This is a genomic window from Amycolatopsis sp. EV170708-02-1 (genome assembly GCF_022479115.1).
Classification (GTDB): Bacteria; Actinomycetota; Actinomycetes; order Mycobacteriales; family Pseudonocardiaceae; genus Amycolatopsis.
On record NZ_CP092497.1, the window covers coordinates 6,465,679 to 6,487,619 of the forward strand.

The 21,941-nt window shown below is 69.8% G+C and carries 20 protein-coding genes; 3 read left to right on the forward strand and 17 right to left on the reverse strand.

The features are described from left to right. Positions 1 to 4: 4 nt before the first annotated feature. From MJQ72_RS29325 to MJQ72_RS29340, 4 genes are all read right to left on the reverse strand, one after another. On the reverse strand, positions 5 to 904 hold the full coding sequence (locus MJQ72_RS29325) for an NAD(P)-dependent oxidoreductase (RefSeq protein WP_396427011.1): 900 nt from the start codon (positions 902 to 904) through the stop codon (positions 5 to 7). Between the two features lie 68 nt (positions 905 to 972). After that, complete coding sequence (locus tag MJQ72_RS29330) at positions 973 to 1,551, reverse strand: TetR/AcrR family transcriptional regulator (RefSeq protein WP_240594305.1); 579 nt, start codon at positions 1,549 to 1,551, stop codon at positions 973 to 975. 43 nt (positions 1,552 to 1,594) lie between these two features. After that, entirely contained in the window at positions 1,595 to 2,341 is a 747-nt protein-coding gene (locus MJQ72_RS29335; protein ID WP_240594306.1) for an arylmalonate decarboxylase, read from the reverse strand. A 12-nt stretch (positions 2,342 to 2,353) separates the two neighbouring features. Next, the gene (locus MJQ72_RS29340; RefSeq protein WP_240594307.1) at positions 2,354 to 6,139 is read right to left on the reverse strand and encodes an amino acid adenylation domain-containing protein; all 3,786 of its coding nucleotides are present in this window, start codon (positions 6,137 to 6,139) and stop codon (positions 2,354 to 2,356) included. A 168-nt stretch (positions 6,140 to 6,307) separates the two neighbouring features. Between MJQ72_RS29340 and MJQ72_RS29345 the strand changes: the two genes are divergently transcribed. Further along, the gene (locus MJQ72_RS29345; RefSeq protein WP_240594308.1) at positions 6,308 to 7,174 is read left to right on the forward strand and encodes an alpha/beta hydrolase; all 867 of its coding nucleotides are present in this window, start codon (positions 6,308 to 6,310) and stop codon (positions 7,172 to 7,174) included. On the opposite strand, the gene MJQ72_RS29350 is transcribed toward MJQ72_RS29345, so the two are convergent. The 6 genes from MJQ72_RS29350 to MJQ72_RS29375 form a co-directional block, all read right to left on the reverse strand. Beyond that, on the reverse strand, positions 7,143 to 8,201 hold the full coding sequence (locus tag MJQ72_RS29350; RefSeq protein ID WP_240594309.1) for an NAD(P)-binding domain-containing protein: 1,059 nt from the start codon (positions 8,199 to 8,201) through the stop codon (positions 7,143 to 7,145). The two genes, MJQ72_RS29345 and MJQ72_RS29350, sit on opposite strands and share 32 nt — an antisense overlap. A 27-nt stretch (positions 8,202 to 8,228) precedes the next feature. Next, positions 8,229 to 8,861, reverse strand: a complete 633-nt coding sequence (locus tag MJQ72_RS29355; RefSeq protein ID WP_240594310.1) for an SRPBCC family protein — start codon at positions 8,859 to 8,861, stop codon at positions 8,229 to 8,231. A gap of 20 nt (positions 8,862 to 8,881) precedes the next feature. Further along, the gene (locus tag MJQ72_RS29360) at positions 8,882 to 9,736 is read right to left on the reverse strand and encodes a xanthine dehydrogenase family protein subunit M (RefSeq protein WP_240594311.1); all 855 of its coding nucleotides are present in this window, start codon (positions 9,734 to 9,736) and stop codon (positions 8,882 to 8,884) included. Next, positions 9,733 to 12,171, reverse strand: a complete 2,439-nt coding sequence (locus tag MJQ72_RS29365) for a xanthine dehydrogenase family protein molybdopterin-binding subunit (RefSeq protein ID WP_240594312.1) — start codon at positions 12,169 to 12,171, stop codon at positions 9,733 to 9,735. Before MJQ72_RS29365 ends, MJQ72_RS29360 begins: the two co-directional genes overlap by 4 nt. Next, positions 12,171 to 12,701, reverse strand: coding sequence for a (2Fe-2S)-binding protein (locus MJQ72_RS29370; protein WP_016336316.1), 531 nt, complete (start codon positions 12,699 to 12,701; stop codon positions 12,171 to 12,173). The genes MJQ72_RS29365 and MJQ72_RS29370 overlap by 1 nt, the downstream gene beginning before the upstream one ends. A 276-nt stretch (positions 12,702 to 12,977) precedes the next feature. Next, positions 12,978 to 13,895, reverse strand: a complete 918-nt coding sequence (locus MJQ72_RS29375) for a threonine/serine dehydratase (RefSeq protein ID WP_240594313.1) — start codon at positions 13,893 to 13,895, stop codon at positions 12,978 to 12,980. Between the two features lie 70 nt (positions 13,896 to 13,965). On the opposite strand from MJQ72_RS29375, the gene MJQ72_RS29380 reads away from it, so the two are divergent. After that, the gene (locus MJQ72_RS29380) at positions 13,966 to 14,445 is read left to right on the forward strand and encodes an Lrp/AsnC family transcriptional regulator (RefSeq protein WP_240594314.1); all 480 of its coding nucleotides are present in this window, start codon (positions 13,966 to 13,968) and stop codon (positions 14,443 to 14,445) included. Here MJQ72_RS29380 and MJQ72_RS29385 read toward each other — a convergent pair. From MJQ72_RS29385 to MJQ72_RS29400, 4 genes are all read right to left on the reverse strand, one after another. After that, positions 14,423 to 15,535 (reverse strand): XdhC/CoxI family protein, encoded by a 1,113-nt coding sequence (locus MJQ72_RS29385; protein ID WP_240594315.1) that lies wholly within the window; start codon positions 15,533 to 15,535, stop codon positions 14,423 to 14,425. The two genes, MJQ72_RS29380 and MJQ72_RS29385, sit on opposite strands and share 23 nt — an antisense overlap. Further along, complete coding sequence (locus MJQ72_RS29390; RefSeq protein ID WP_240594316.1) at positions 15,528 to 16,628, reverse strand: VWA domain-containing protein; 1,101 nt, start codon at positions 16,626 to 16,628, stop codon at positions 15,528 to 15,530. The genes MJQ72_RS29385 and MJQ72_RS29390 overlap by 8 nt, the downstream gene beginning before the upstream one ends. A gap of 80 nt (positions 16,629 to 16,708) precedes the next feature. After that, entirely contained in the window at positions 16,709 to 17,920 is a 1,212-nt protein-coding gene (locus MJQ72_RS29395; protein ID WP_240594317.1) for an FAD-dependent oxidoreductase, read from the reverse strand. A gap of 57 nt (positions 17,921 to 17,977) precedes the next feature. Further along, positions 17,978 to 18,544, reverse strand: coding sequence for a TetR/AcrR family transcriptional regulator (locus MJQ72_RS29400; protein WP_240594318.1), 567 nt, complete (start codon positions 18,542 to 18,544; stop codon positions 17,978 to 17,980). A 96-nt stretch (positions 18,545 to 18,640) separates the two neighbouring features. Here MJQ72_RS29400 and MJQ72_RS29405 point away from each other — a divergent pair, with 96 nt between their 5' ends. After that, a complete protein-coding gene (locus MJQ72_RS29405) occupies positions 18,641 to 19,660 on the forward strand; it encodes an aldo/keto reductase (RefSeq protein ID WP_240601448.1) in 1,020 nt (339 codons plus the stop codon). Between the two features lie 3 nt (positions 19,661 to 19,663). Here MJQ72_RS29405 and MJQ72_RS29410 read toward each other — a convergent pair whose 3' ends face one another. From MJQ72_RS29410 to MJQ72_RS29420, 3 genes are read right to left on the reverse strand one after another with little or no spacing between them, the layout of a single operon-like run. Next, positions 19,664 to 20,536 (reverse strand): MoxR family ATPase, encoded by an 873-nt coding sequence (locus MJQ72_RS29410; RefSeq protein ID WP_240594319.1) that lies wholly within the window; start codon positions 20,534 to 20,536, stop codon positions 19,664 to 19,666. Between the two features lie 31 nt (positions 20,537 to 20,567). Further along, the gene (locus tag MJQ72_RS29415; protein ID WP_240594320.1) at positions 20,568 to 21,137 is read right to left on the reverse strand and encodes an NTP transferase domain-containing protein; all 570 of its coding nucleotides are present in this window, start codon (positions 21,135 to 21,137) and stop codon (positions 20,568 to 20,570) included. Beyond that, a complete protein-coding gene (locus tag MJQ72_RS29420) occupies positions 21,130 to 21,936 on the reverse strand; it encodes an IclR family transcriptional regulator C-terminal domain-containing protein (RefSeq protein WP_240594321.1) in 807 nt (268 codons plus the stop codon). The genes MJQ72_RS29415 and MJQ72_RS29420 overlap by 8 nt, the downstream gene beginning before the upstream one ends. Positions 21,937 to 21,941: the final 5 nt, after the last annotated feature.

Consider the following 21,941-nt stretch of genomic DNA (forward strand, 5'->3'; position numbering starts at 1 on the left):
TCCTCTAGACGCGGTTGGTGGTGAAGCTGGCGAAGTAGCCGGCCGCCATGTCCTCGTCGCCGTGTCCGGCCTCGGACGCGCGTGCGAAGCGGGCTCGCCCGGCTTCGACGGCGTCCATCCGGACGCCCGCGCGGGCCGCGGCCGCCAGGACCAGCCGGGCGTCCTTCTCGGCGTTGTCGACCGAGAAGGCGGTGGTGTAGTCGTCGTTGAGGATCGCGGCGGATTTGGCCTGGAAGTAGCCGTTGTCCATCGGGCCGCCGGTGACGACGTCGACGAAGTGCCGCGGGTCGACACCGAGCCCTTCGGCCAGCGCCAGCGCCTCGCCGACACCGTGGGTCAGCGCGATCACCCAGGTGTTCAGCACCAGCTTGAGCCTGCTCGCCGCGCCGGTGCGGCCGTCTTCGCCGACCCACAGGGTGCGCTTGCCGATCGCGTCGAACAGTGGCTGGACGGTCTCACGCGCGCCGGCCGCGCCCGCCGCCAGCACGATCAGCTGGCCCTGTTCGGCGGGCTGGCGGGTGCCCTGCACCGGCGCGTCGACGAAGACGAGCCCCTGCTCGTCGGCGTACGCGGCCAGCTCGTCGACGGCGTCGCCGACGGTGCTGAGCTGCACCCAGATCGTGCCCGCGGCGGGGGCGGCCGCGCGGATCGCCTCCAGCACCGCCGGGCCGTCCGTGAGGACCGTGATCACGACCGGCGCGCCCTCGACGGCTTCCGCGGCGCTCCCGGCGACCTCGACACCGTGCTCGGCGAGGGCTTCGGCCTTCGCCGCGGTGCGGTTCCAGGCCCGGACCGCGAATCCGGCCTTGCTCAGGTTGCGCGCGACCGGGGCGCCGATGATTCCGGTGCCGAGCACCGCGACGGTCTCCGTCATGAGTTGCCTGCTCCTCGCCGATAGTGGAATGAACGTTAAAGAACGCGGCCCGGAAAAATCCGGGTGCGCGCTGGGGTTCTGTCACGAAACCTGGAACATCACAACGCCTGGATGGTGGTTTCGACTACCTGGGTGAGCGCCTGCCGGTCCGCGGTCTTGCCCAGCACCCGCAGGCCGTACATCGCGGCGAGGGTGAACCTCGCCAACGCCCTCGGATCCCGCTCGCCGCCGATCTCGCCCTGCTCCCGCGCGGCGGCGAACTCGGCGTGGAACGCGTTCTCCACGCGCTCGAAGTTGTGGCGGACGCGGGCGGTGACCTCGTCGTCGATGCCGCCGAGTTCGAGGGCGGCGTTGACCGCCAAGCAGCCGCGATGCGCGTCGGACGAATCCAGCTCGTCGTCGACGACGTCCATGAGGACCCGTCTGATCCGCGCCCGGATGGTGCCCGGCGCGGCCAGCATCTCCTCGACCCGGGTGGCGGACGTCTCCTCGTAGCGGCGAAGCGCCTGGCTGAACAGCTGCTGCTTGCCCGAAAACGTGTTGTACAGGCTGCCCCGCCCGAGCCCGGTGCCGTCGACCAGGTCCTGGGCCGACGTGGCGGCGTACCCCTTGCGCCAGAACGTGCCGACCGCGGCGTCGAGCACCTCGGTGGGATCGAAACCCTTGGGGCGGGGCATGCCGCCAGCATCCCATGTTCTGTAACGATCAGTCAAATACCGGTCAATGCTCCGCCAGCAGGGAGCCGAAGCCGGGTACGCGATCGGCGACACCGTTCTGGCGCAGGGCGTGCCAGTACAGGACGACGTTGTTCGAGAGGACCGGTTTGCCGAGCCAGAACTCGGCGGCCGCCGCGAGCCGCGCCATGGCGACGTTGGTGCCGACCTGCACGATGGCTTCGACGTCGGCATGGTCGATCTCCTTGACCGCGTCACGGAGCACGGTCTCGGGGACGTGGGAGATCATGGCCGGGCTGGGCATGCCGAGGCCGTGGAGGCGCAGCAGGTCGTAGCCGTTGTCGGCGAAGAAGCGGCGCACCGGATCATCGCCGACCGGCAGGTACGGCGTGATGACCGCGATCCGGCGGACGCCGTGTGCCGCGAGCGCGGCGTTGATCGCGTCCGGGCTCATGGTCACCGGACGGCCGCCCGCGGCCTCCCGCATCGTGTGAAGGACGCGGCTGTGCGCCTCCGTTCCCTCCCAATGACTTTCCGGGGAGACCGCGATGATCACACAGTCGGGATCGCAGCCGACGACACCGCGGATCGCCGGCCGTGTGGACCGCCGGATCCCGTGCATGACGTGCTCGAACCCGGGTTCGTCGACCATCGGGTCGTCGTCGATCACCATCCGGCCGGTGTGGTTGGTGACGCCGTCGGGGCGCAGCGCGTCCAGTTCCGGCTGCGCCGAGGTGTTGGTGGACGGGACGACGACGCCGACCTTGAGGCGGGGACCGAGGGAGTCGGGCACTGGCGCTTCTCCTTAGCTCAGCCGGGCACGGATCGCCGAAACCAGTTCGGCGACCCCGTTCTCCTTGAGGACGCTGTAGTGATCGCCTTCGAGCGTCACCACCTCCGGGGGCGTGGCCGAGTACCCGGAGCTGTTCTCGACGAACGAGTAGTCGTCGCCGTCGGCCTTGAACAGCGTCACCCGCGCCGCGATCTGCCGCCGCGCGAGTTCACGGAAGGTGTAGTCGAACTCGTAGGTCTCCTCGACGATCCGGACGATCCGCCGGATCAGCGGCTCGCCGAGTGTGGGCAGCAGCTTCGCCACGAAGGCCACGAAGCCGTCTTCGTCGCGAACGGTTTCCCGGCAGGCCACCGTTTCCGGCCCGGAGATCGATCCGAGGAAGACCGACAGCAGGATCGTCAGGTACGCCGGGTTCGAGTAGCTCGCCACCCGCTCCCCGCCGCCCTCGACCCGGGGATTGCCCGGGCAGATCAGCAGCAGATCGGCCACCCGCTGCCCCTGCTGTTCCAGTTGCCACGCCGTTTCGAACGCCACCCGCGCGCCGAACGAGTAGCCCCACAGCGTGTACGGCCCCTCCGGCTGGACGCGCCGGATCTCGGCGACGTCGGCCTTCGCCATCTCCTCGACGGTGGCGTACGGCGTCTCGCCGGCGTTGATCCCGTGGGCCTGCACGCCGTAGAAGGGCCGCCCCAGGCCGCTTTCCGAAGCGAGCGACCGCAGGTTCATCGGATAGCCGCCGAGGCCGGGCCAGCAGAACACCGGGTGGCCACCGCCGGTCGCCAACGGGACCAGCCGTGACGACGGCTCGGCGGAGTCCTCGCCGATACGGGCAGCCAGGTCGGCCAGCTTCGGGCATTCGAAGACGACCTGCAGCGGCAGCCGGGTGCCGTACTCGCGATTGATCCGGTTCACCAGGGAGACCGCGGTCAGCGAGTTGCCGCCCGCGGCGAAGAAGTCGTCGCGCGCCGAGACGTCGTCGTAGTTCAGTGCCTTGCCCCACACCCCGGCCAGCCAGCATTCATGGCTCGTCGAAGGAGCGACGTACGGCGCGCCCCCGCTCGCGGAGCGGACGGCGTCGGTCTCCGCCAGCGCGTGCGCGTCGACCTTTCCGTTGGCGGTCAACGGCAATGTGTCCAGCACCAGCACCCGGTTCGGGATCATGTAGTCGGGCAGGATGCTCGCGAGTTCGTCGCGGATGAGCTCGGCCGGGCCCTTCATGTGCACGGCGTCTTCGCGCATGCCCTCGCTGAGCACCTGCTCCGGGCTCACCTTGCCGCCGAGGAAGAAGTACGACGGCCCCGGGGCGATCCCTTGCCCGGCGAGGATGTCGTCGACCCGCCGGGCGGCGGGCAGTGGATGGCCGCTCTTCGAGCTGTAGCCCGACGACATGAAACCGAACCCCGAATCGTTGCGCTGCAAGTGATGCAGCTTCGCGCCGAGGCCGATGTACGCCAGCCGCTCGTCGGCCGTGCGGCTCACCGCGGTGATACCGAAGGCGGCGCGCCCGTACACCTGCTGGTTGATCGCGATCACGTGTTTGGCCTCGATCAGGTCGCCGGAGATCCGTTCGAAGTCCCCATCGCGCCAGCGGTAGGTACCGGCGGGCAGGCCCTCGACGCGGCCCGGATGAGCCTGCACGAACAGTTCGATGTCGTCCCACCGGCGCTCGCCTTCGTCGGCGTGCAAGGAGAACGTACCGAGGTAGTGGTCTTCGGCCGCGGCACCCGCCCGCGCGGAGACCGCGGGATCGGACGCCGCCGGGCTGATCGTGAGGCCGTATCCGGGCAGGATCTCCTCGAACACCCCGACCATATGGCCCGTCTCGAATTCGAGGACCTCGCGGATGTTGTTCTTGTAGACCGGTTCGATGGCACCGGTGCGGCCGATGAAGTGCACCGAGTGGCCATCAGCGATGTTCGCGCCGATCCGGACCAGCTTGTGGTCGAGGGGGTGGTAGTAGTACAGCCCGGCGCCGAGGCCGTCGAGACCGCTGGTCTCCAGGTACAGCTGCGTCGCGTACAGCGCGCCCGGCGACGCGTACGCGTACTTCGGCAGCAGCCGCTCGTCGCTGCGGAACCGGCCGAACCACCGCAACAGCTCACCCAGTTCGGCGAACGCGAGTTCGCCGGGTTCGCGCGAACACGTGCGAACCGGCCCCGGTGTCAGGAGCGCGGCGAGGTCGTCGCGGGTGACCTCGCCTCCCTCGTAGTAGCGATACGTCTTGCGGGCGAACACTTCCCGCCGCTGAAGAGCGGTTTCCCGCTTACCCGGCAACGCGACGGCGGGGCGATCGGCGAGGTCGCGGACGCCGGGATTCGACAGCTGCGCCTTGACCTGCAGTTTGCTGGCCTTCGACTGGTGATGCCCGCCGTGGTTGCCCTGATCCATCACCGCGGCTTCGCGCGGATTCAGCTCCACGCAGGCGACGAGAGCCTTCGAGCCGGTCCGCGCGTCGTCGGTCACCACCGCGGCGGCCCGGCGCACCCACGTGTGCTCCTCGATCGCTACCGCGATCTCGTCCAGCTCGACGCGGTAGCCGCGCAGTTTGACCTGGTTGTCGGCGCGGCCGGCGAACTGGAGGGTGCCGTCCGGGTTCCACTGGACGAGGTCACCGGTGCGGTACAGCCGCCCGGTCGGCACGAACGGGTTCGGCACGAACTTCTCGGCCGTCTGCTCCGGCCGGTTCAGGTAGCCCCGCGCGAGCTGCACACCGCCGATGTACAGCTCACCCGTCTCCCCGATGTCGACCGGGGACAAGGCGGCGTCGAGCACGAAGCACTGGGTGTTGTCGACCGGCACGCCGATCGGGACCGTTCCGGCGCTCTCGCCGATCGTTTCCGGATCGACGACGTGGGCGGTCGCGTTGATCGTGCACTCTGTCGGCCCGTAGAGGTTGATCAGCCGTGCCGACGGCAGCTCACCGGCGATCTCCTTGGCCAGCCGCCGGGAGAGCGCCTCGCCTCCGGAGAACAGTTTCCGCAGCGTGGCGCAGGTCGAGAAGCGCTCGGTGTCGAGCAGCGCCTGCAGCAGTGTCGGGACGCACTGCAAAGTCGTGACGCCGTGCTTCACCACCGTGTCGATCAGGGCTTCGGGATCCCGGAAACTCCCGGGCGCGCTCATCACCACGCGGGCGCCGGCGGCGGGCGCGAGGATCTCCCATTGCGCGGCGTCGAAGCTCATCGGTGTCTTCTGCAGCACCGTGACGCTCGGATCCAGGTGACCGCAGGCCTGCAACCAGCGCAGCTGCGACACGACACTGTGATGCTCGATCATCACGCCCTTCGGTTTCCCGGTGCTGCCGGAGGTGTAGATGACGTACGCGAGCGAGTCCGGCCGAGGGCCGCGCGGCGCTTCTCCGGTCGCACCGCAGTCGGTCACCGAGACGAGCCGTGTCCCGGCGGGCACCAGCCCGGCCAGGCGTCCGGCGAGGTGCGGCTGAGTGACGACGACGCCGGTGCCGCTGTCTTCGAGCATGTACCGCAGCCGGTCTTCCGGATATTCCGGGGACAACGGCAGATAAGCGGCCCCGGAGGCGAGAATGCCCCACGCGCCGGTCATCAGGTCCGCGGAGGGCTCGACGTGCAGGCCGACGGTGTCGTCCGCGCCTATTCCCAGATCCGCGAGATACGCGGCGAGTGCCGTGCTCGTTTCTTCGAGTTCGCGAAAGGTCGTTTCCCGGTCGCCGTCGACGACGGCGACCGCCTCCGGCCGCATGGCCGACCAGTACCCGAGCAGATCGGTGAGGCAGGTGCCGGAACGGACACTATGCGGCGGTGCGAGGTTGTCGATCGGTGGCATGGCCATCCCCCAGTACGAATTCCGTGGGTTTCGTTTCCCTTGCCAAAGGAGTGACGCGGTCTTCGCGAGATACCGGCCGCTGAACGAGAACGCACGGCCGTTCCTTCTTTGCCACCCTTTGGGGCGACCGCTCTCTTTCGTGCGCTCGATTCCGCCACAATCGAACGCATGATTCCCACTTTCGTCTTCGTGCACGGTTCGGGGAGCTCGGCGCATTCCTGGTCGGCCACTCAGCGGGAAATGGCGGCCAGGGGGCATCGGACGTTCGCGGTCGACCTGCCCGGCCGGGGCGCGGGATTCACCAGGGCCTATCACGAACAGGACCTCGAAACCTTCGCGGCCGAGCCGTCGGTGATGAGCGGCCTGACCGGGGAGGACTTCGTCCGGCCGGTCGTCGAGGCGGTCCAGCGGGTGCGTCACCACGGGCCGGTCTACCTCGTCGCGCACAGTTTCGGCGGGCTCCCGGTGACCGCCGCCGCCAACGCGATCCCCGAACTGATCGACCGGGTCGTCTACATCGCCGCCCAGTGCCCGGTGGACCGCGCGCCCGGCGAGTACCCGGCGCTGCCCGTGTGGTCGACGTCGGCGCTCTTCCCCGCGACAGCCCCGCTTCTCGTCGGCGACCCGTCGCGACAGGGGTTCGTCCGGGTCAATTGGCGTGGCGCCGACCGGGCCCAGCGCGACGCGCTGCGGAAGGCCATCGCCGCCGAACTCACCGAGGAGGAGTATCTCCAGGTCGTCGTCACGAGCCAGCCGGACGAGGTGTTCTGGCTGACCGGGCAGGAATGGGATCTTCGCGCGGACAAGGACTCCTGGGGCCTGATCCCGCGCACGTTCGTCCGGCTGACCGAAGACCGGTCGATGCCGCTCGCCGCGCAAGACCTCTACATCGCCGAGGGCGACGCGCTCACGCCGGACAACCCGTTCGACGTCCACGACCTCGCGAGCAGCCACGCCGGATTCTTCCGGCGGCCCACCGGCCTGGCCGCGATCCTCGACGGCCTCAGCGTCCGAGCAGGCGCCGGATCTCGGTGACGGCCGCGCGGCCCGCCCGGTTCGCGCCGACGGTGCTGGCGGACGGCCCGTAGCCGACCAGGTGCAGCCGCGGTTCGGCGACGACGCGGGTGCCGTCCATCCGGATCCCGCCCCCGGCGGCACGCAGCCGCAGCGGCGCGAGATGGTCGATCGCGGCGCGGAACCCGGTGGCCCACAGGATGACGTCGGCGGGCTCGAAGGTGCCGTCCGCCCACTCCACACCGTCCGGCGTGATCCGGTGGAACATCGGGCGGCGGTCGAGGATGCCGGCGTCCAGCCCCGCGCGTACTTCGGGGGTCACGGCCAGATCGGTCACGCTGACGACGCTTTCCGGCGGCAGGCCCTGGCGGACGCGACGGTCGACCTTCGCGACGGCCTCACGACCCCAGTCCTCGCTGAAGGGCTCTTCGCGCCACACCGGCGGGCGCCGGGTCACCCAGCGGGTCGAGCGCGCGAACGGCGCGATCTCCAGCAGCAGCTGGACGGCCGACGAACCACCGCCGACCACGACGACCCGCTTCCCGCGGAAGTCCCCGGCGCCGGTGTAGTCGGCGGTGTGCAGCTGGCGGCCGCGGAAGGTCTCCTGCCCGGGATAGTGCGGCCAGAACGGCCGGTCCCAGGTGCCGGTCGCGCTGATCACCGCCCGCGCGGCCCAGGTCTCCGTCGCGCTCGCCACGACCAGCCGATCGTCCTCGGCGCTGACCGACAAGACATCGACCGGACGATGGACCGGGAGGTCGTAGGTACGTTCGAAGCGGCCGAAGTACTCGGAGACGACGTCGGCGGCGGGCAGCTTCGGATCCGGGGTGCCGAAGGCCATCCCGGGGAGGTCGTAGAAGCCGTGCACCCTCTCGACGATCAGCGAAGGCCAGCGGTACTGCCACGCGCCGCCAGGCCGTTTGCCGTGGTCGAGCACGACGAAACCCGCCTCGTTGGCGAATCCCGCGCGGCGCAGGTGATACGCCGCCGACAGACCGGCCTGGCCCGCCCCGATCACCGCCACGTCGACTTCGTGATCCGCCTTCATACCGGGTTCAACGGCTCCCGGAAGCAGCTATTTCGTCCGCTGCGTCACAGCCCGCACGATGGCGACGACGAGGAGCACCCCGGCGAGCACCACCAGCACCGGAGCCACCCGTTTGACCACGGATTCGCCCGCGTACTCCATCAGGTCGATGGCTTCGCCCTCCGTCACCGGCTTGACCGCTTGCAACGGCGGGCGTTCCTGGGGCTTCTCGGGTTCGGGAGTGCCGAGTTTTCCGGACAGGCACTCCGCGAACGAGTCGAGGATCTTGCCGCCGACCTCGGAGATCATCCCCCGCCCGAACTGCGCCGGCTTACCGGTGACCGCCAGGTCGGTGGCGACGGCGCCATGGGTGACGCCGTCCTTCTCGGTCAGGGTGAGCGTCACCGTCGCCGACGCCGTGCCCGCCCCTCGCGCGTCTTTGCCTGCGGCCTTGATCACCACTTTCTTCGCGTCGGCGTCCTTCTCGACGAAATGGCCGGTTCCCTTGTAGAGCAGGGAGATCGGCCCGAGCTTGACCTTCACCGTGCCTTTGAAGGCGTCCCCGTCGACTTCGGTGACGGTGGCGCCCGGCATGCACGGCGCCACCCGTTCCGGGTCGACGACGGCCTTCCAGACCTCGCCGACCGGGGCGGGAACGGTGAATTCGTGGTCGAGCCGCACGGGCCGACCTCCCTTCTGACTCAGCTACCCGCGGCGGCGAGGACCGCGCGGCCGGTGAGCACCCGCGCGAGGTGCTGCCGGTATTCGACGTCGGAATTGCCGTCGGCCGTGGGGTTCGTGCCCTCGGCCGCGCGTTCGGCCGCGCCGCGGATCGCCTCGGCGGTGGCCGCGCAGCCGACCAGCGCCTCCTCGACCCCGGCCGCCCGCACCGGCGTCGAGCCCATGTTGGTGAGCGCGACCCGCGCCTCCTCGATGGTGCCCGCCTCGGTGCGGACGCAGGCCGCGACCGCGACCATCGACCACGCCTGCGCGACCCGGTTGAACTTCTCGTAGTGGGCGTGCCAGCCGGTGTGCTTCGGCACCCGGACCTCGACGAGCAGCTCGTCCGCCGCCAGCGCGGTGGTGAACATGTCCTGGAAGAAGTCCGCCGCGGCCACCGTCCGCCGCCCGCCCGGCCCGGCGACGACGAGTTCGCAGCCGAGCGCGAGCACGGGCGCGAGCAGGTCACCGGCGGGATCGGCGTGCGCGATGGCGCCGCCGAACGTGCCGCGATGGCGGATCTGCGGATCGGCGACCGTGTCGGTGGCGGCCTTGAGCAACGCGGCGTGCTCGGCGACCATCGCGTCCCGCTGGACGTCGTAATGCGTGGTCATCGAGCCGATCACCAGCGCGTCTCCGTCCTCACGGATCCCGCGCAGCTCGGCGACCTTCCCGAGGTCGACCAGCGTGGTCGGGGTGGCGAGCCGCATCCGCAGCACCGGCAGCAGGCTCTGCCCGCCTGCCAGCACCTTGGCGTCCTCACCGGCTTCGGCGAGCGCGGTGACCGCCTCGTCCACTGTGGACGGAGCGACGTAGTCGAACGGGGCCGGGATCACTGGGCACCTCCGGTGGCTTCGAGCGAACCGAGACCGCCACCGGCTTCCGAGCCCAGCCCGCCCGCGGCGGCCGACCCGTGCTGGATGGCGTGCCAGACCCGCATCGGGGTCAGCGGCATTTCGATGTCGTTCACCCCGAAATGCCGGACGGCGTCGACCACGGCGTTGACCACGGCCGGGGTCGAGGCGATCGTGCCCGCCTCCCCGACTCCCTTGGCGCCCAACGGGTTCGTCGTCGACGGGGTCTCGGTGCGGTCGGTGGTGAAACTGGGCAGATCCGCCGCCGACGGGAGCAGGTAGTCGGCGAACGTCCCGGTGGTCAGGGTGCCGCCTTCGTCGTGGACGGCCTCTTCGAACAACGCCTGCGCGATGCCCTGCGCGAGCCCGCCGTGCACCTGGCCTTCGACGATCAGCGGATTGACCGCGACACCGACGTCGTCGACGCAGACGTAGGAGCGCAACCGCACGCGTCCGGTCTCCGTGTCGACCTCGGCCGCGCAGAGATGTGTGCCGTGCGGGAAGGAGAAGTTCTCCGGATCGAACGTGTCCGACGAGTCCAGTGAGGGCTCGACGCCGTCCGGCAGGTTGTGCGCCGAGAACACGGCCCACGCGATGTCCTGGATGGACGTCGAGGAATCCGTGCCCTTGACCGAGAACTTGCCCGCGGAGAATTCGAGGTCGTCCTCGGAGCACTCCATCAGATGCGCCGCGATCGGCTTGGCCTTGGCGAGCACCTTGTCCGCCGCCTTGACCACCGCGATCCCGCCGACCACCAGCGACCGGGAGCCGTAGGTGTCCATGCCCTTGTGCGAGGACTGGGTGTCGCCGTGGATGACCTCGATGTCCTCGAACGGGACGCCGAGTTTGTCGGCGACGATCTGGCTCCACGCCGTCTCGTGGCCCTGTCCGTGCGCGGAGGCGCCGGTGATGACCTCGATCTTGCCGGTGGGCAGCACCCGGATCTCCGCGTGCTCCCAGCCGCCCGCCGCGTAATCCAGCGAGCCGAGCACCCGCGACGGCGCGAGACCGCACATCTCGGTGAACGTCGAGATGCCGATGCCGAGCTGCACCGGGTCGCCCGATTCCCGCCGTTCCTTCTGCTCGCGGCGGAGGCCGTCGTAGTCGAAGAGTTCCTTGGCCTTGGCGGTGGCGGCCTCGTAGTTACCCGAGTCGTAGGTCAGCCCGGCGATCGTGGTGAACGGGAACTCCTCGTGCTTGATCCAGTTCTTCTCGCGGATCTCCATCGGGTCCATGCCCAGCTCGACGGCGAGCTCGTCCATCATCCGCTCGATCCCGAACGTGGCCTCCGGCCGCCCGGCGCCGCGATAGGCGTCGGTGAGCGTGGTGTTGGTGAACACGTTGGTGCAGGCGAAGTGGTACGCCGGGAACTTGTAGATCGCGTTGAACATGAACGCGCCGAGGATCGGCACGCCGGGGCCGACGAGGCCGAGATACGCGCCCATGTCGGCGAGCAGTTCGACCTTGAGGCCGGTCACCGTGCCGTCGCGGTTCGCGGTGATGGTGAGGTCCTGGATCTGGTCGCGGCCGTGGTGCGCGGCGACCATCGTCTCCGAACGGGACTCGGTCCACTTCACCGGTTTGCCGAGCCGCCGCGCGATGAGCGTCGCCATCATCTCTTCGGGCAGCACGGCGATCTTGCCGCCGAACCCGCCGCCGACGTCCGGCGCGATCACCCGCACCTTGTGCTCGGGGAGCCCGAGCGTGGCCGCGGTCATCGTCTTGAGGATGTGCGGGACCTGGGTGGCCGACCACATGACCAGCTGGTTGCCCGTCGGGTCCACGACGCACGCCCGCGGTTCCATGAACGCCGGCACCAGGCGCTGCTGACGGAACCGCCGTTTGAGCACGACCTCGGAATTCGAGATCGCGTCTTCGACGCTGGAACCCGTTCCCGCGTCGGCGGAATCGAAGACCCAGACCGCGTTCTGGTTGGTGCCGAGCTCCTCGTGCACCAGCGGCGCGCCCTCGGCGAGCGCGTTCTCCAGGCCGAGGACGACCGGCAGCTCGTCGTAGTCGACGTCGATCGCTTCGAGCGCGTCGTGCGCTTCGGCCGAAGTGCGGGCGACGACCACCGCGACACCCTCACCGGCGAAGTTCACCGTGTCCGAGGCGAGGATGGGCCGCCGCGGCGACTTCATGTCCGGCGTGATCGGCCACGCGCACGGCATGCCGATGGCGCCCTCGGGGTCGAGGTCCTTCCCGGTGAAGACCGCGACCACACCGGGCGCGGATTTCGCCTCCGTGACGTCGATCGAGACGATCTTGGCGTGCGCGAACGGGCTGCGGAGCACCGCGAGATGCAGCATGCCGGGCAGGGTCAGGTTGTCGGTCCAGCGGGTCCTGCCGGTGATGAGGCGCTCGTCCTCCTTGCGGCGGCGGGACTTGCCGACCTCCGGTTCGATCGTGGAGGTCATCACTCACCACCCGCGCCGACACGGGAGGCGGTGTCCGAGGCGAGCCTCTCGGCCTCGGGACCGGCGCCGGGCCGCATCTCGTGGGCGGCGTCGCGGACCGCGCGGACGATGTTCTGATAGCCCGTGCACCGGCACAGGTTGCCTTCGAGTCCTTCGCGGACCGCCTTCTCGTCCGGATCGGGATTGTCGGCGAGCAGATCGATCGACTGCATGATCATGCCGGGAGTGCAGAAACCGCACTGGAGCGCGTGATTCTCGTGGAAGGCCTTCTGCACCGGGTGGAGTTCGCCGTCGCGGGCGAGTCCCTCGATCGTGGTGACCTCGCAGCCGTCGGCCTGGACCGCGAGCACCGAACAGGATTTCACGCTGTGCCCGTCGAGGTGGACGGTGCAGGCGCCGCAGTTGCTGGTGTCGCAACCGACCACGGTGCCTACCTTCCCGAGCCGTTCGCGCAGATGATGCACGAGGAGGGTGCGGGGCTCGACGTCGTCTGTGTAGCTGGTGCCGTCGACGGTGACGGTGATGCGCATCAGGCCTCCAAAAGCAAGAGAAACCCCGCGCTGGTCCGGGGTCGTTCGGGAGCGGCCGGTCATTCGGTTGTCACGGACCGACCCCGGAGCGACCGTGATCGGACTCACAGTCGAGCGTGCTACGTCGCCCCTGCCAGGGCAACCCCCACCAGGGGGTGACTCGCGAACGGCTCCGCAGATGCGTTGACATCAGCGGAAAAGAGACGCAAGTGCGGGGAAAGCGCGAGTGTCCTTTAGGTACGGACTCGTGAGTGGCAAGGACGGTTAGAACCGTCCTCACCACTCACGAGGCCAGGTGGCGTTCGCACCGGTGATCACGGTGGCGACGCGGTCCCCCGGGACGTCGTGCACGGTCAGCGCGGCCAGGCCGGCGGCGCCCGCGGGTTCCGGGAGGACGCCGAGGGTTTCCGCGCCGAGCCGCATGGCCGCCCGCAGATCGTCGTTCGAGACCAGCACGAAATCGTCCACGAGCGACCGCAGCCGCCGGATGGATTCGGGTTCCGGCGTGCGGATCGAGATACCGCCGGCGAACGAGTCGGCCCGGTCGGCCGTGATCGGCTCGCCCGCCAGCCAGCTCTTCTCCATGGCGGGCGCCGACGTGGTCCCGACGCCGACGATCCGGATGCCCGGTGTGTGCGCCTTCAGCCACAGCGCGACCCCGGCGATCAGCGCCCCGTCGCCGACCGGGAGCACGACCGTGTCGATCCTGTCCTCCCGCGCCAGTTCCAGCCCGATCGTGCCCGCGCCTTCGGAGATCGCGGGTTCACGTCCGTCGACCACGAAGACGCGATCGGGGGCGTCGGCGGCGAAGGCGGCCGCGGCGTCCTTCGCCTCTCCCTCGACCCGGCGCACTCGCGCGCCCAGCGTCTTCATCCGCCGCAGCTTGACCGGGGAGATGTCGGCCGGGACGAACACCTCGGCCCGCAGGCCGTGCTTCCGCGCGGCGAACGCGACGGCCTGCCCGAAGTTCCCGCTGGTCCCGCACACCATCGTCGTCCCCGGCTCCAGCCCGGCGGCGAAGTAGTCCGCGCCGCGGCCTTTGAAGCTGCGCAACGGGTTCAGCGTTTCGATCTTCACCAGCACGTGCCGCCCGAGCCGATCGTTCAGCTGTTCGTCGCTGTACTGCGGGGAGTTCAGGAAAACGGGATCGATCACCTTCGCCGCCTCGGCGACGTGGTCCAGCTTCAGGTCCATGACACTCAAGCTAGGACGGGAGCCGATCATGCCGATTGTAAATTTTCCTGCCCGCGTGCAAAAATCTTGCGTGGCTCTCGACGAACTCGACCATCTGTTGCTCGACCTCGTCCAGGCCGACGCCGCGCGCCCCCTGCACGACTTGGGCGACGCCGTCGGCCTCTCCCCCAGCGCGGTGCAGCGGAGACTGACCCGGCTGCGTGCCGCGGGCGTGATCCGCGCCGAGGTCGCCGTGCTCGATCCGGAGACGCTCGGCGCGGGGATGACCTCGGTCATCCTGGTCGCCCTGACCGACGACGACGAAAAGCACCACACGGCCTTCCGCGAGCGCATGCTGGCCGAGCCCCGTGTGCAGCACTGCTACAGCATCGTCGGGCAGTGGGATTACGTCGTCGTGCTGCTCACCCCGGATCTCAAGGCGAGCCGGTACCTGTCGAGACGGCTGTTCGACAAGCACGTCAAACGGTTCGAAACCCTGCCCGCCTTCGAGGTGGTCAAGTCGAGCCAGGCGGTGCCGGTGCCCGGCGTCAGCCGTGGATCCGGCCGCTGAGCTCGGCGAGCCGCGACCCCGAGCCGCTCCAGCGCAGCGCGATGATCTCCGCCGCGATCGACACCGCGGTCTCCTCGGGGGTCCGCGCGCCCAGGTCGAGACCGATCGGCGAAGACAGCCGTTCGAGTTCCGCCTCGGTGACCCCGGCTTCGCGCAGCCGCGCGAACCGGTCGTCGTGGGTCTTGCGCGAGCCCATCGCGCCGACGTAACCGATGTCGAGCCGCAACGCGACCTCCAGCAGCGGCACGTCGAACTTCGGGTCGTGGGTGAGCACGGCGATCGCGGTCCGGCCGTCGACCCGGCCCGCTTCGGCCTCCGCCTTGAGATAGCGATGCGGCCAATCGACGACGACCTCGTGCGCGTCCGGGAAGCGGCTCTTCGTCGCGAACACGGGCCGCGCGTCGCAGACCGTGACCTGGTAGCCGAGGTACGCGCCCATCTTCGCCATCGCGGCCGCGAAGTCGATCGCGCCGAAGACCAGCAGGCGCGCGGGCGGCTCGAAGGAGTTGACGAAGACCGTCATCCCCTCGCCGCGGCGCTGCCCGTCCGGCCCGTAGTGCAGGGTGCCGGTGCGCCCGCCGGCGAGCATGCCGCGCGCGTCGTCGACGACCGCGTCGTCCATCCGCGAAGACCCGAGCGAACCGGCGACGCGATCCGGCCAGACGATCAGGTGCTCGCCGACCATGCCCTCCCGGTCGTGCTCGATCACCGTGACCACGGCGACCGGCTGTCCACTGTGGACCGATTCGACGACGTCGCCGAGCTCCGGCATCGAGTCGCGGTCGACGTGCTGGACGTAGATGTCGATGATCCCGCCGCAGGTCAGCCCGACGGCGAACGCGTCGTCGTCGGAGACGCCGTAGCGCTGCAGCACAGGTGCCCGTTCGGCGACCACCTGCTGCGCGAGTTCGTAGACGGCGCCCTCGACGCAGCCACCGGAGACACTGCCGGTGACCGTGCCGTCCGGGGCGACGAGCATCGCCGCGCCGGGGCTCCGCGGCGCCGAGGAGAACGTCGCCACCACCGTGCCGACCCCCACCGTCTCGCCTGCCGCCCAGCGGCGGTGCAATTCGTCCAGTACGTCACGCATCGGCGATCTCCACCAGAAGTCGTTCCAATGTGGCCAAACTATGCCCGGCGAGCAGCCGATCGAGGTACGGGAGCGCGGCCACGATGCCGGACTGCACGGGAGCGTAACCTGCCCGCCCCGCGTGCGGATTCACCCAGAATACGACGTGCGCGAGCCGCCGCAGCCTGGCGAGCTGCTCGCCGAGCAGGGCGGTGTCGCCCCGTTCCCAGCCGTCGGAGAACACGGTGACCACGGATCGCCTGGCCACGCCGCGTTGTCCCCACCGGTCGAGGAACGCCCGGAGGGTCTCGCCGAGCCGGGTCCCGCCCGCGAAATCGGGGACCGCGGCGGCCGCGGCGAGCATCGCGTGCTCGGGATCGCGCAGCCGGAGCTGGCGGGAGACCCTGGTGAGCCGGGTGCCCAGGGTGAACACCTCGACCCGGCCGGGAGCGCGCCGGGCGACGACGTGCGCGAACCGCAGCAGCGCGTCGGCGTACGGCCCCATCGAGCCGGAAACGTCGATCAGGAGGACGAGGCGGCGCGGTTTGGTGCTCCGCCGCCGATACGCCAGGCGCACGGGCTCGCCGCCTCCGGCCAGCATCGCCCGCAGCGTGCGCGACGGGTCGAGAGCGCCCCGCCGGGCCGCGCGACGGCGCGGCGACGACCGTGGCGGGAGCGCCGGGCGCAGGTTCGCGAGCAGTTCCCGCAGGTGGGCGCGTTCGGCGACGCTCAGTTCGGCGAGGTCCCGGTGCCGAAGGATCTCTTCCTCGCTCGCCGCCACGCGGAGCTCGTCGGGTTCCGCGCCGGATTCGCCCTGGCCCGCGTGCGCGAGCGTCGCGATCCTGGCCCGCTTCGGGGCCGCCTCGCGGCCTCGCCGCCGCGGTCCGGTTTCCTTTTCGGTGAACCAGCCGTCGAACGCGGCGTCGTAGCGCGGGAGGTCGTCGGGGTCCGCGCACAGCGTCAGCCGTCCGGCCCAGTACAGCTGTTCCGGATCGGCCAGGTCGATCGCGCCGACGGCGTCGAGATACGCCCGCACCCGGTGCGCGTCGCACGGCAAACCGGCTTCGCGCAATGCCTCCGCGAAGCCGACGAAGCCCGCCAGTGGATCGCTCACCCCTCCATTGTGCGCGCGTTTCGTCCTCTGGATGCGGTCCTTGCGCGTGCAAGGACCGCATCCAGAGGACGAAACGCGGGTCAGCGGCGGGCGAAGGCCGGGGTCTTCTCACGAAGTGGGCCGACGCCGCCCAAGAAGGCGGCGAGGGCGGTGAGCTGCGGGAACCGGTCCGAGATCCGGAGGACCAGGGGGATGGTCCGCTCGTTCAGCGTCCCGTCGAGGGCGGGCTCGATGAGCATCTTGTGCTCCCCCAGTTGCTGCATCTGGATCAGGGTGACGGCGAAGTTCCGGCGGCGCTGTACCCGGCCCAGGTCCCGCGCGGTCAGCGTGCCGCGCAGCAGCGGGCCGGCGAGGATCCTCGCGGCCGCCACGGCGTCCTGGATCGCGACGTTGACGCCCATCCCGCCGGCGGGCGACATCGCGTGCGCGGCGTCGCCGATGCAGAGGACCCGCTCGGAGTACCAGTGCGGGAGCTTGGACATCCGGACCTTCAGCAGTTTGACGTCGTCCCAGTCGCGGATCTCGGCGAGTTCGCGCTCTCCCCAGCCGAACAGGCCGCCGATCCGTTCGCGGAACTTCTCGATGCCCTCGGCACGCAGCGCCTCGTCCTGCCCCTTCCTGATCAGGTACGAAGTCTGGTAGTAGTCGCCGCGGTCCATCGTCATCCCGGCGAGGCCGTTCGCGAAACAACCGAAAACCTCGGCCGCTTCACCGGTCTCCCTGAATTTGGGCACGCGGACCCACCACACGTCCATCGGCACGTCGTACTCCTCCGGCACGAGCCCCGCTTCCGCGCGCACCAGGGAATCCCGGCCGTCGCAGCCGACCACGAGCGTCGCGGCCAAGTCCCGTTCCACGCCTTCGGAATCGCGGTAACGCACCCCGCCGCCCTCGCGGAGGCCGATCACCTCCGCGCCCATCCGGAGGGTGAACGCCGGTTCGGCGGCGGCCGCTTCGGCGAGCAGGTTCAGGAAATCCCACTGCGGGACCATCTCGATGTACTTGTGCGGCCCGGGGATCCGGCTGAAATCGGCGGCGACGATCGTCGCGTCGCCGATCAGCATCCGCATCTTCTCCAGCCGTTTCGACGGGAGTTCGGCGAACCGGTCGCCGAGCCCGAGTTCGTCGAGCAGCATCAACGTCGGCGGATGCACGGTGTCACCGCGGAAATCGCGGAAGAAGTCCTTGTGTTTTTCGAGAACGGTGACCTCGACCCCGGCCCGCGCCAGCAGGAGCCCGAGCACCATCCCCGCCGGACCGCCCCCCACCACACAACACTGTGTACGTTCCATATCCGAGTTGTAGCGCGCCCCATGGGCGGTCGCCACGTATTCGGCTTCGAAGAGGACCTAGGTCCCGAGGCCCGCGATGAGGACCTCGACCATCTTGCGCGCGTCGTAGCGCGGATCGCTTTCGGCGCCGATGCAGAGGTTCCCGACGCCGCGCATGACTTCGAGCGCCCCCAGATCGGAGCGGATCTCGCCCGCCTCCGCCGCCGCGTCGAGCAAGCGGGCGCACACCGGCAGGAGGGTGTCGAGGAAGTAGGTGTGCAGCGTCTCGAACCCGGCGTTGTCCGACTGCAGGACCGCGGCCAGACCGTGTTTGGTGACCAGGAAATCGACGAACAGGTCGATCCAGCGCCGCAACGCCTCGTACGGGGAATCGCTCGACGCCAGCAGCTCCGGCCCGGCTTCGGCGCACGCGTCGACCTGATGCCGGTAGACGGCGACGATGAGGTCGGCCCTGGTCGGGAAATGCCGGTAGATCGTGCCCATCCCGACGCCGGCCTTGGCCGCGATGTCGCGGACCGGCGCCTCGACGCCCGATGTGACGAAGACGGCGGCGGCGGCGTCGAGCAGTGTCTTCTCGTTGCGCCGGGCGTCGGCGCGTTTGGCCTTGGTGCCCTCGTCACTCATCACGCACTCCTCCACGAGCTTGCCAAACGGAACACTGCTCCGTATCGTTAGCGGAGCAACGTTCCGCTTGCTCATCTTGCCATGGAGGACATCGTCATGCAGTACCGCACCTTGGGCAGGACAGGTGTCCAGGTCAGCACTCTCGCGCTGGGCGCGATGAACTTCGGCGCGATCGGGCGCACCACCCAGGACGAGGCCACCGCCATCGTCGACGCCGCGCTGGAGGGCGGCGTCACTCTCATCGACACCGCCGACATGTACAGCGCCGGCGAGTCGGAAAAGATGGTCGGGAAGGCCATCGCCGGCCGCCGCGAAGACATCGTGCTCGCCACGAAGGCGAGCATGCCGATGGGCGAGGAGCGCAACCACCAGGGCGCTTCACGCCGCTGGCTGGTCACCGAACTGGACAACAGCCTGCGCCGCCTCGGGGTCGACCACGTCGATCTCTACCAGATCCATCGCTGGGACCCGAAGACCAGCGACGAGGAAACCCTGTCCGCGCTGACCGATCTGCAGCGGGCGGGGAAGATCCGCTACTTCGGTTCGTCGACGTTCCCCGCGTATCGCATCGTGCAGGCCCAGTGGGCCGCTCGCGAACACCGGCTGAGCCGGTACGTCACGGAGCAGCCCAGCTACTCGATCCTGCAGCGCGGGATCGAAACGCATGTGCTGCCGGTGACCGAGGAGTACGGGATGGGCGTGCTGGCGTGGAGCCCGCTCGCGTCCGGCTGGCTGTCCGGCGCGGTCCGGGAAGGCCGCGAGATCACCACGAACCGCTCGGCGGTCCTGCCGCAGCGTTTCGACCTGACCCGGCAGGCCAACCGGGCGCGGCTGGAGGCCGTCGAACGGCTGGCCAAGGTCGCCGATCAGGCCGGGCTGAGCCTGATCCAGCTCGCGCTCGGCTTCGTCGTCGCGCATCCGGGGGTGACGAGCGCGATCATCGGGCCCCGCACGCTGGAGCACCTCAAGTCGCAGCTCGCCGCCGCGGACACGGTGCTGCCGTCCGACGTCCTCGACGCGATCGACGAGATCGTCGCCCCGGGCACCGACCTCGCCCCGGAGGAGAAACACGACACCCCGCCCGCGCTGCTCGACGCGTCGCTGCGGCGGCGCTGAGGGTCAGGCGAGCAGTTTGTCCAGCTTGGCCCGGACCCGGTCCAGGTCTTCGCTGTACTTGAGCACCGAACCGAGGGTCCGGGCGGCGGCCGCGGCGTCCAATTCGGACATTCCGAGCGCGAGGAGCGCCTGAGCCCAGTCGAGGGATTCCGCCACCCCGGGCGGTTTCAGCAGCTCCATCGCACGGAGCCGGTGCACCGCGGTCGCGACCTGGGCCGCCAGCGCCTCGCCGAGACGCGGGATCTTGCGGCGCAGGATCTCGACCTCGCGGCCCAGGTCGGGATGTTCGAGCCAGTGATAGAGACAGCGGCGTTTCAGCGCGTCGTGCACCTCCCTCGTCCGGTTGGAGGTGAGCACCACGAGCGGCGGATGCTCGGCGCGCACCTCGCCGAACTCGGGGATCGTCACCGCGTTCTCGTCGAGGAGTTGCAGAAGGAAGGCTTCGAACTCGTCGTCGGCCCGGTCGATCTCGTCGACCAGAAGGACACACGGCGCGGTCTGCAACGCCTTCAGCAGCGGCCGGGACAGCAGGAAACGTTCGGTGTAGAGGGACTGTTCGGCGGCTTCGACGTCGAGGCCGCCGTCACCGGCGGCTTCCAGCGCCCGCAGGTGCAGCAGCTGACGGGGGAAATCCCATTCGTACAGTGCCTGCGCCGCGTCGATCCCCTCGTGACACTGGAGCCGGATGAGCGGCATGCCGAGCGCTTCGGCCAGTCCCAAGGCGAGGGAGGTCTTGCCGGTACCCGGTTCGCCCTCGCAGAACAAGGGGCGGCCGAGTGCCACGGCGAGGAACCCGGCCGTGGCGATGCCGTCGTCGGCGAGATAGCCGACCGTTTCGAGGGCTTCGGCCAGTTTCTCGGGCGATTCGACGGTCACTCGCCGATGGTAAGCCCCAGTGGGCCGGAGATCAGCCCGGAAGATCCTCGCGGCGGTCCACGTCGCGACCGGTGCCGAGGTCACCGCATTCGACGAGCCTCAGGTCCTGCCGCGTTCTGAGCCAGTCGCGGGCGCCCTTGTCCCCCGACGCGCCTTCGACGATCTCCGGCCACCAGCGACGGCCGAGAACCACGGGATGGCCGGGCACTCCTTCGTAAGCGGCACGCGCGACGGTGTTCTCATCGGCCCCGTCGGCGACCCGGCGCACCACTTCGGCACCGACCCCGGGCAGATCCACGAGATGCACGACGGCGGCTTCGGCGCCGGTTTCGGTGAGCGCGCGCAGGCCCGCGCGCAGTGACGCGCCCATCCCGGACTCCCAGTCCTCGGCCACGACAGCGACCTCGGGATCGGGCAGGAGTGCCCGGACCTGCGCGGCCGAGGCACCCAGCACCACCCGGACCGGGCCGCAGCCCGCTTCGGCGAGCACCCGCAGCGAACGGACCACGAACGGCTCGCCGTCGAGGACCGCCAGCGCCTTCGGCCCACCGAACCGGCGCCCGGCCCCGGCCGCGAGGAGCAGCCCCGCGACCTCAGCCATGCCTCGCCCTGGTCGGCGGCGCCGAGGCCAAATCGGCCTCGATGGCCCGCGCCGCCGAGAGCAGCGACGGCAGCAGTTCCTTCTCGACCGACTCCGGCGTCGTGCGGCTGGCGTGGGTGGAGAGGTTGACCGCGGCCACGACCTTCCCCCGCCGGTCCCGGATCGGCGCGGCGATCGAGCGGAGGCCCTCTTCGAGTTCCTGGTCGACCATCGCGTAGCCCTGCCGGTAGACCTTCTCCAATTCGGCGAGCAGATCCTTCTGCCTGGTCAGCGTGTGCGCGGTCAGTTTCTCGAGTTTGGCCGCGTCGAAGTAGCCGTGCAGGTCGTCGTCCTCCAGGCCGGCCAGCAGGACATGCCCCATCGACGTCGCGTGGGCCGGGAAGCGGGTGCCGACGTTGATGCTGACGGTCATGATCCGCGAGACGGCCACGCGGGCGACGTAGACGATGTCCGGACCTTCGAGCACGGAGACCGAACTCGATTCGTGCACCTCGGCGGAGAGCCGTTCCAGATGTGGCTGGGCGACCTCCGGCAGCGACAGGCTCGACAGATACGAGTAGCCGAGTTCGAGGACCCGCGCGGTGAGCGAGAAGTATTTGCCGTCCGTGCGCACGTATCCCAGGTCGACGAGGGTGAGCAGGAACCGGCGGGCGGCCGCCCTGGTCAGTCCGGTCGCACGGGCGACGTCGCTCAGCGTGAGTTCCGCCGCGTCCGCGTTGAACGCCTTGATCACGGCCAGCCCGCGCTCCAGCGACTGGACATGATGCGCCCCGCGCTCGGTCACCTCGCCTTCGTCCATAGGAG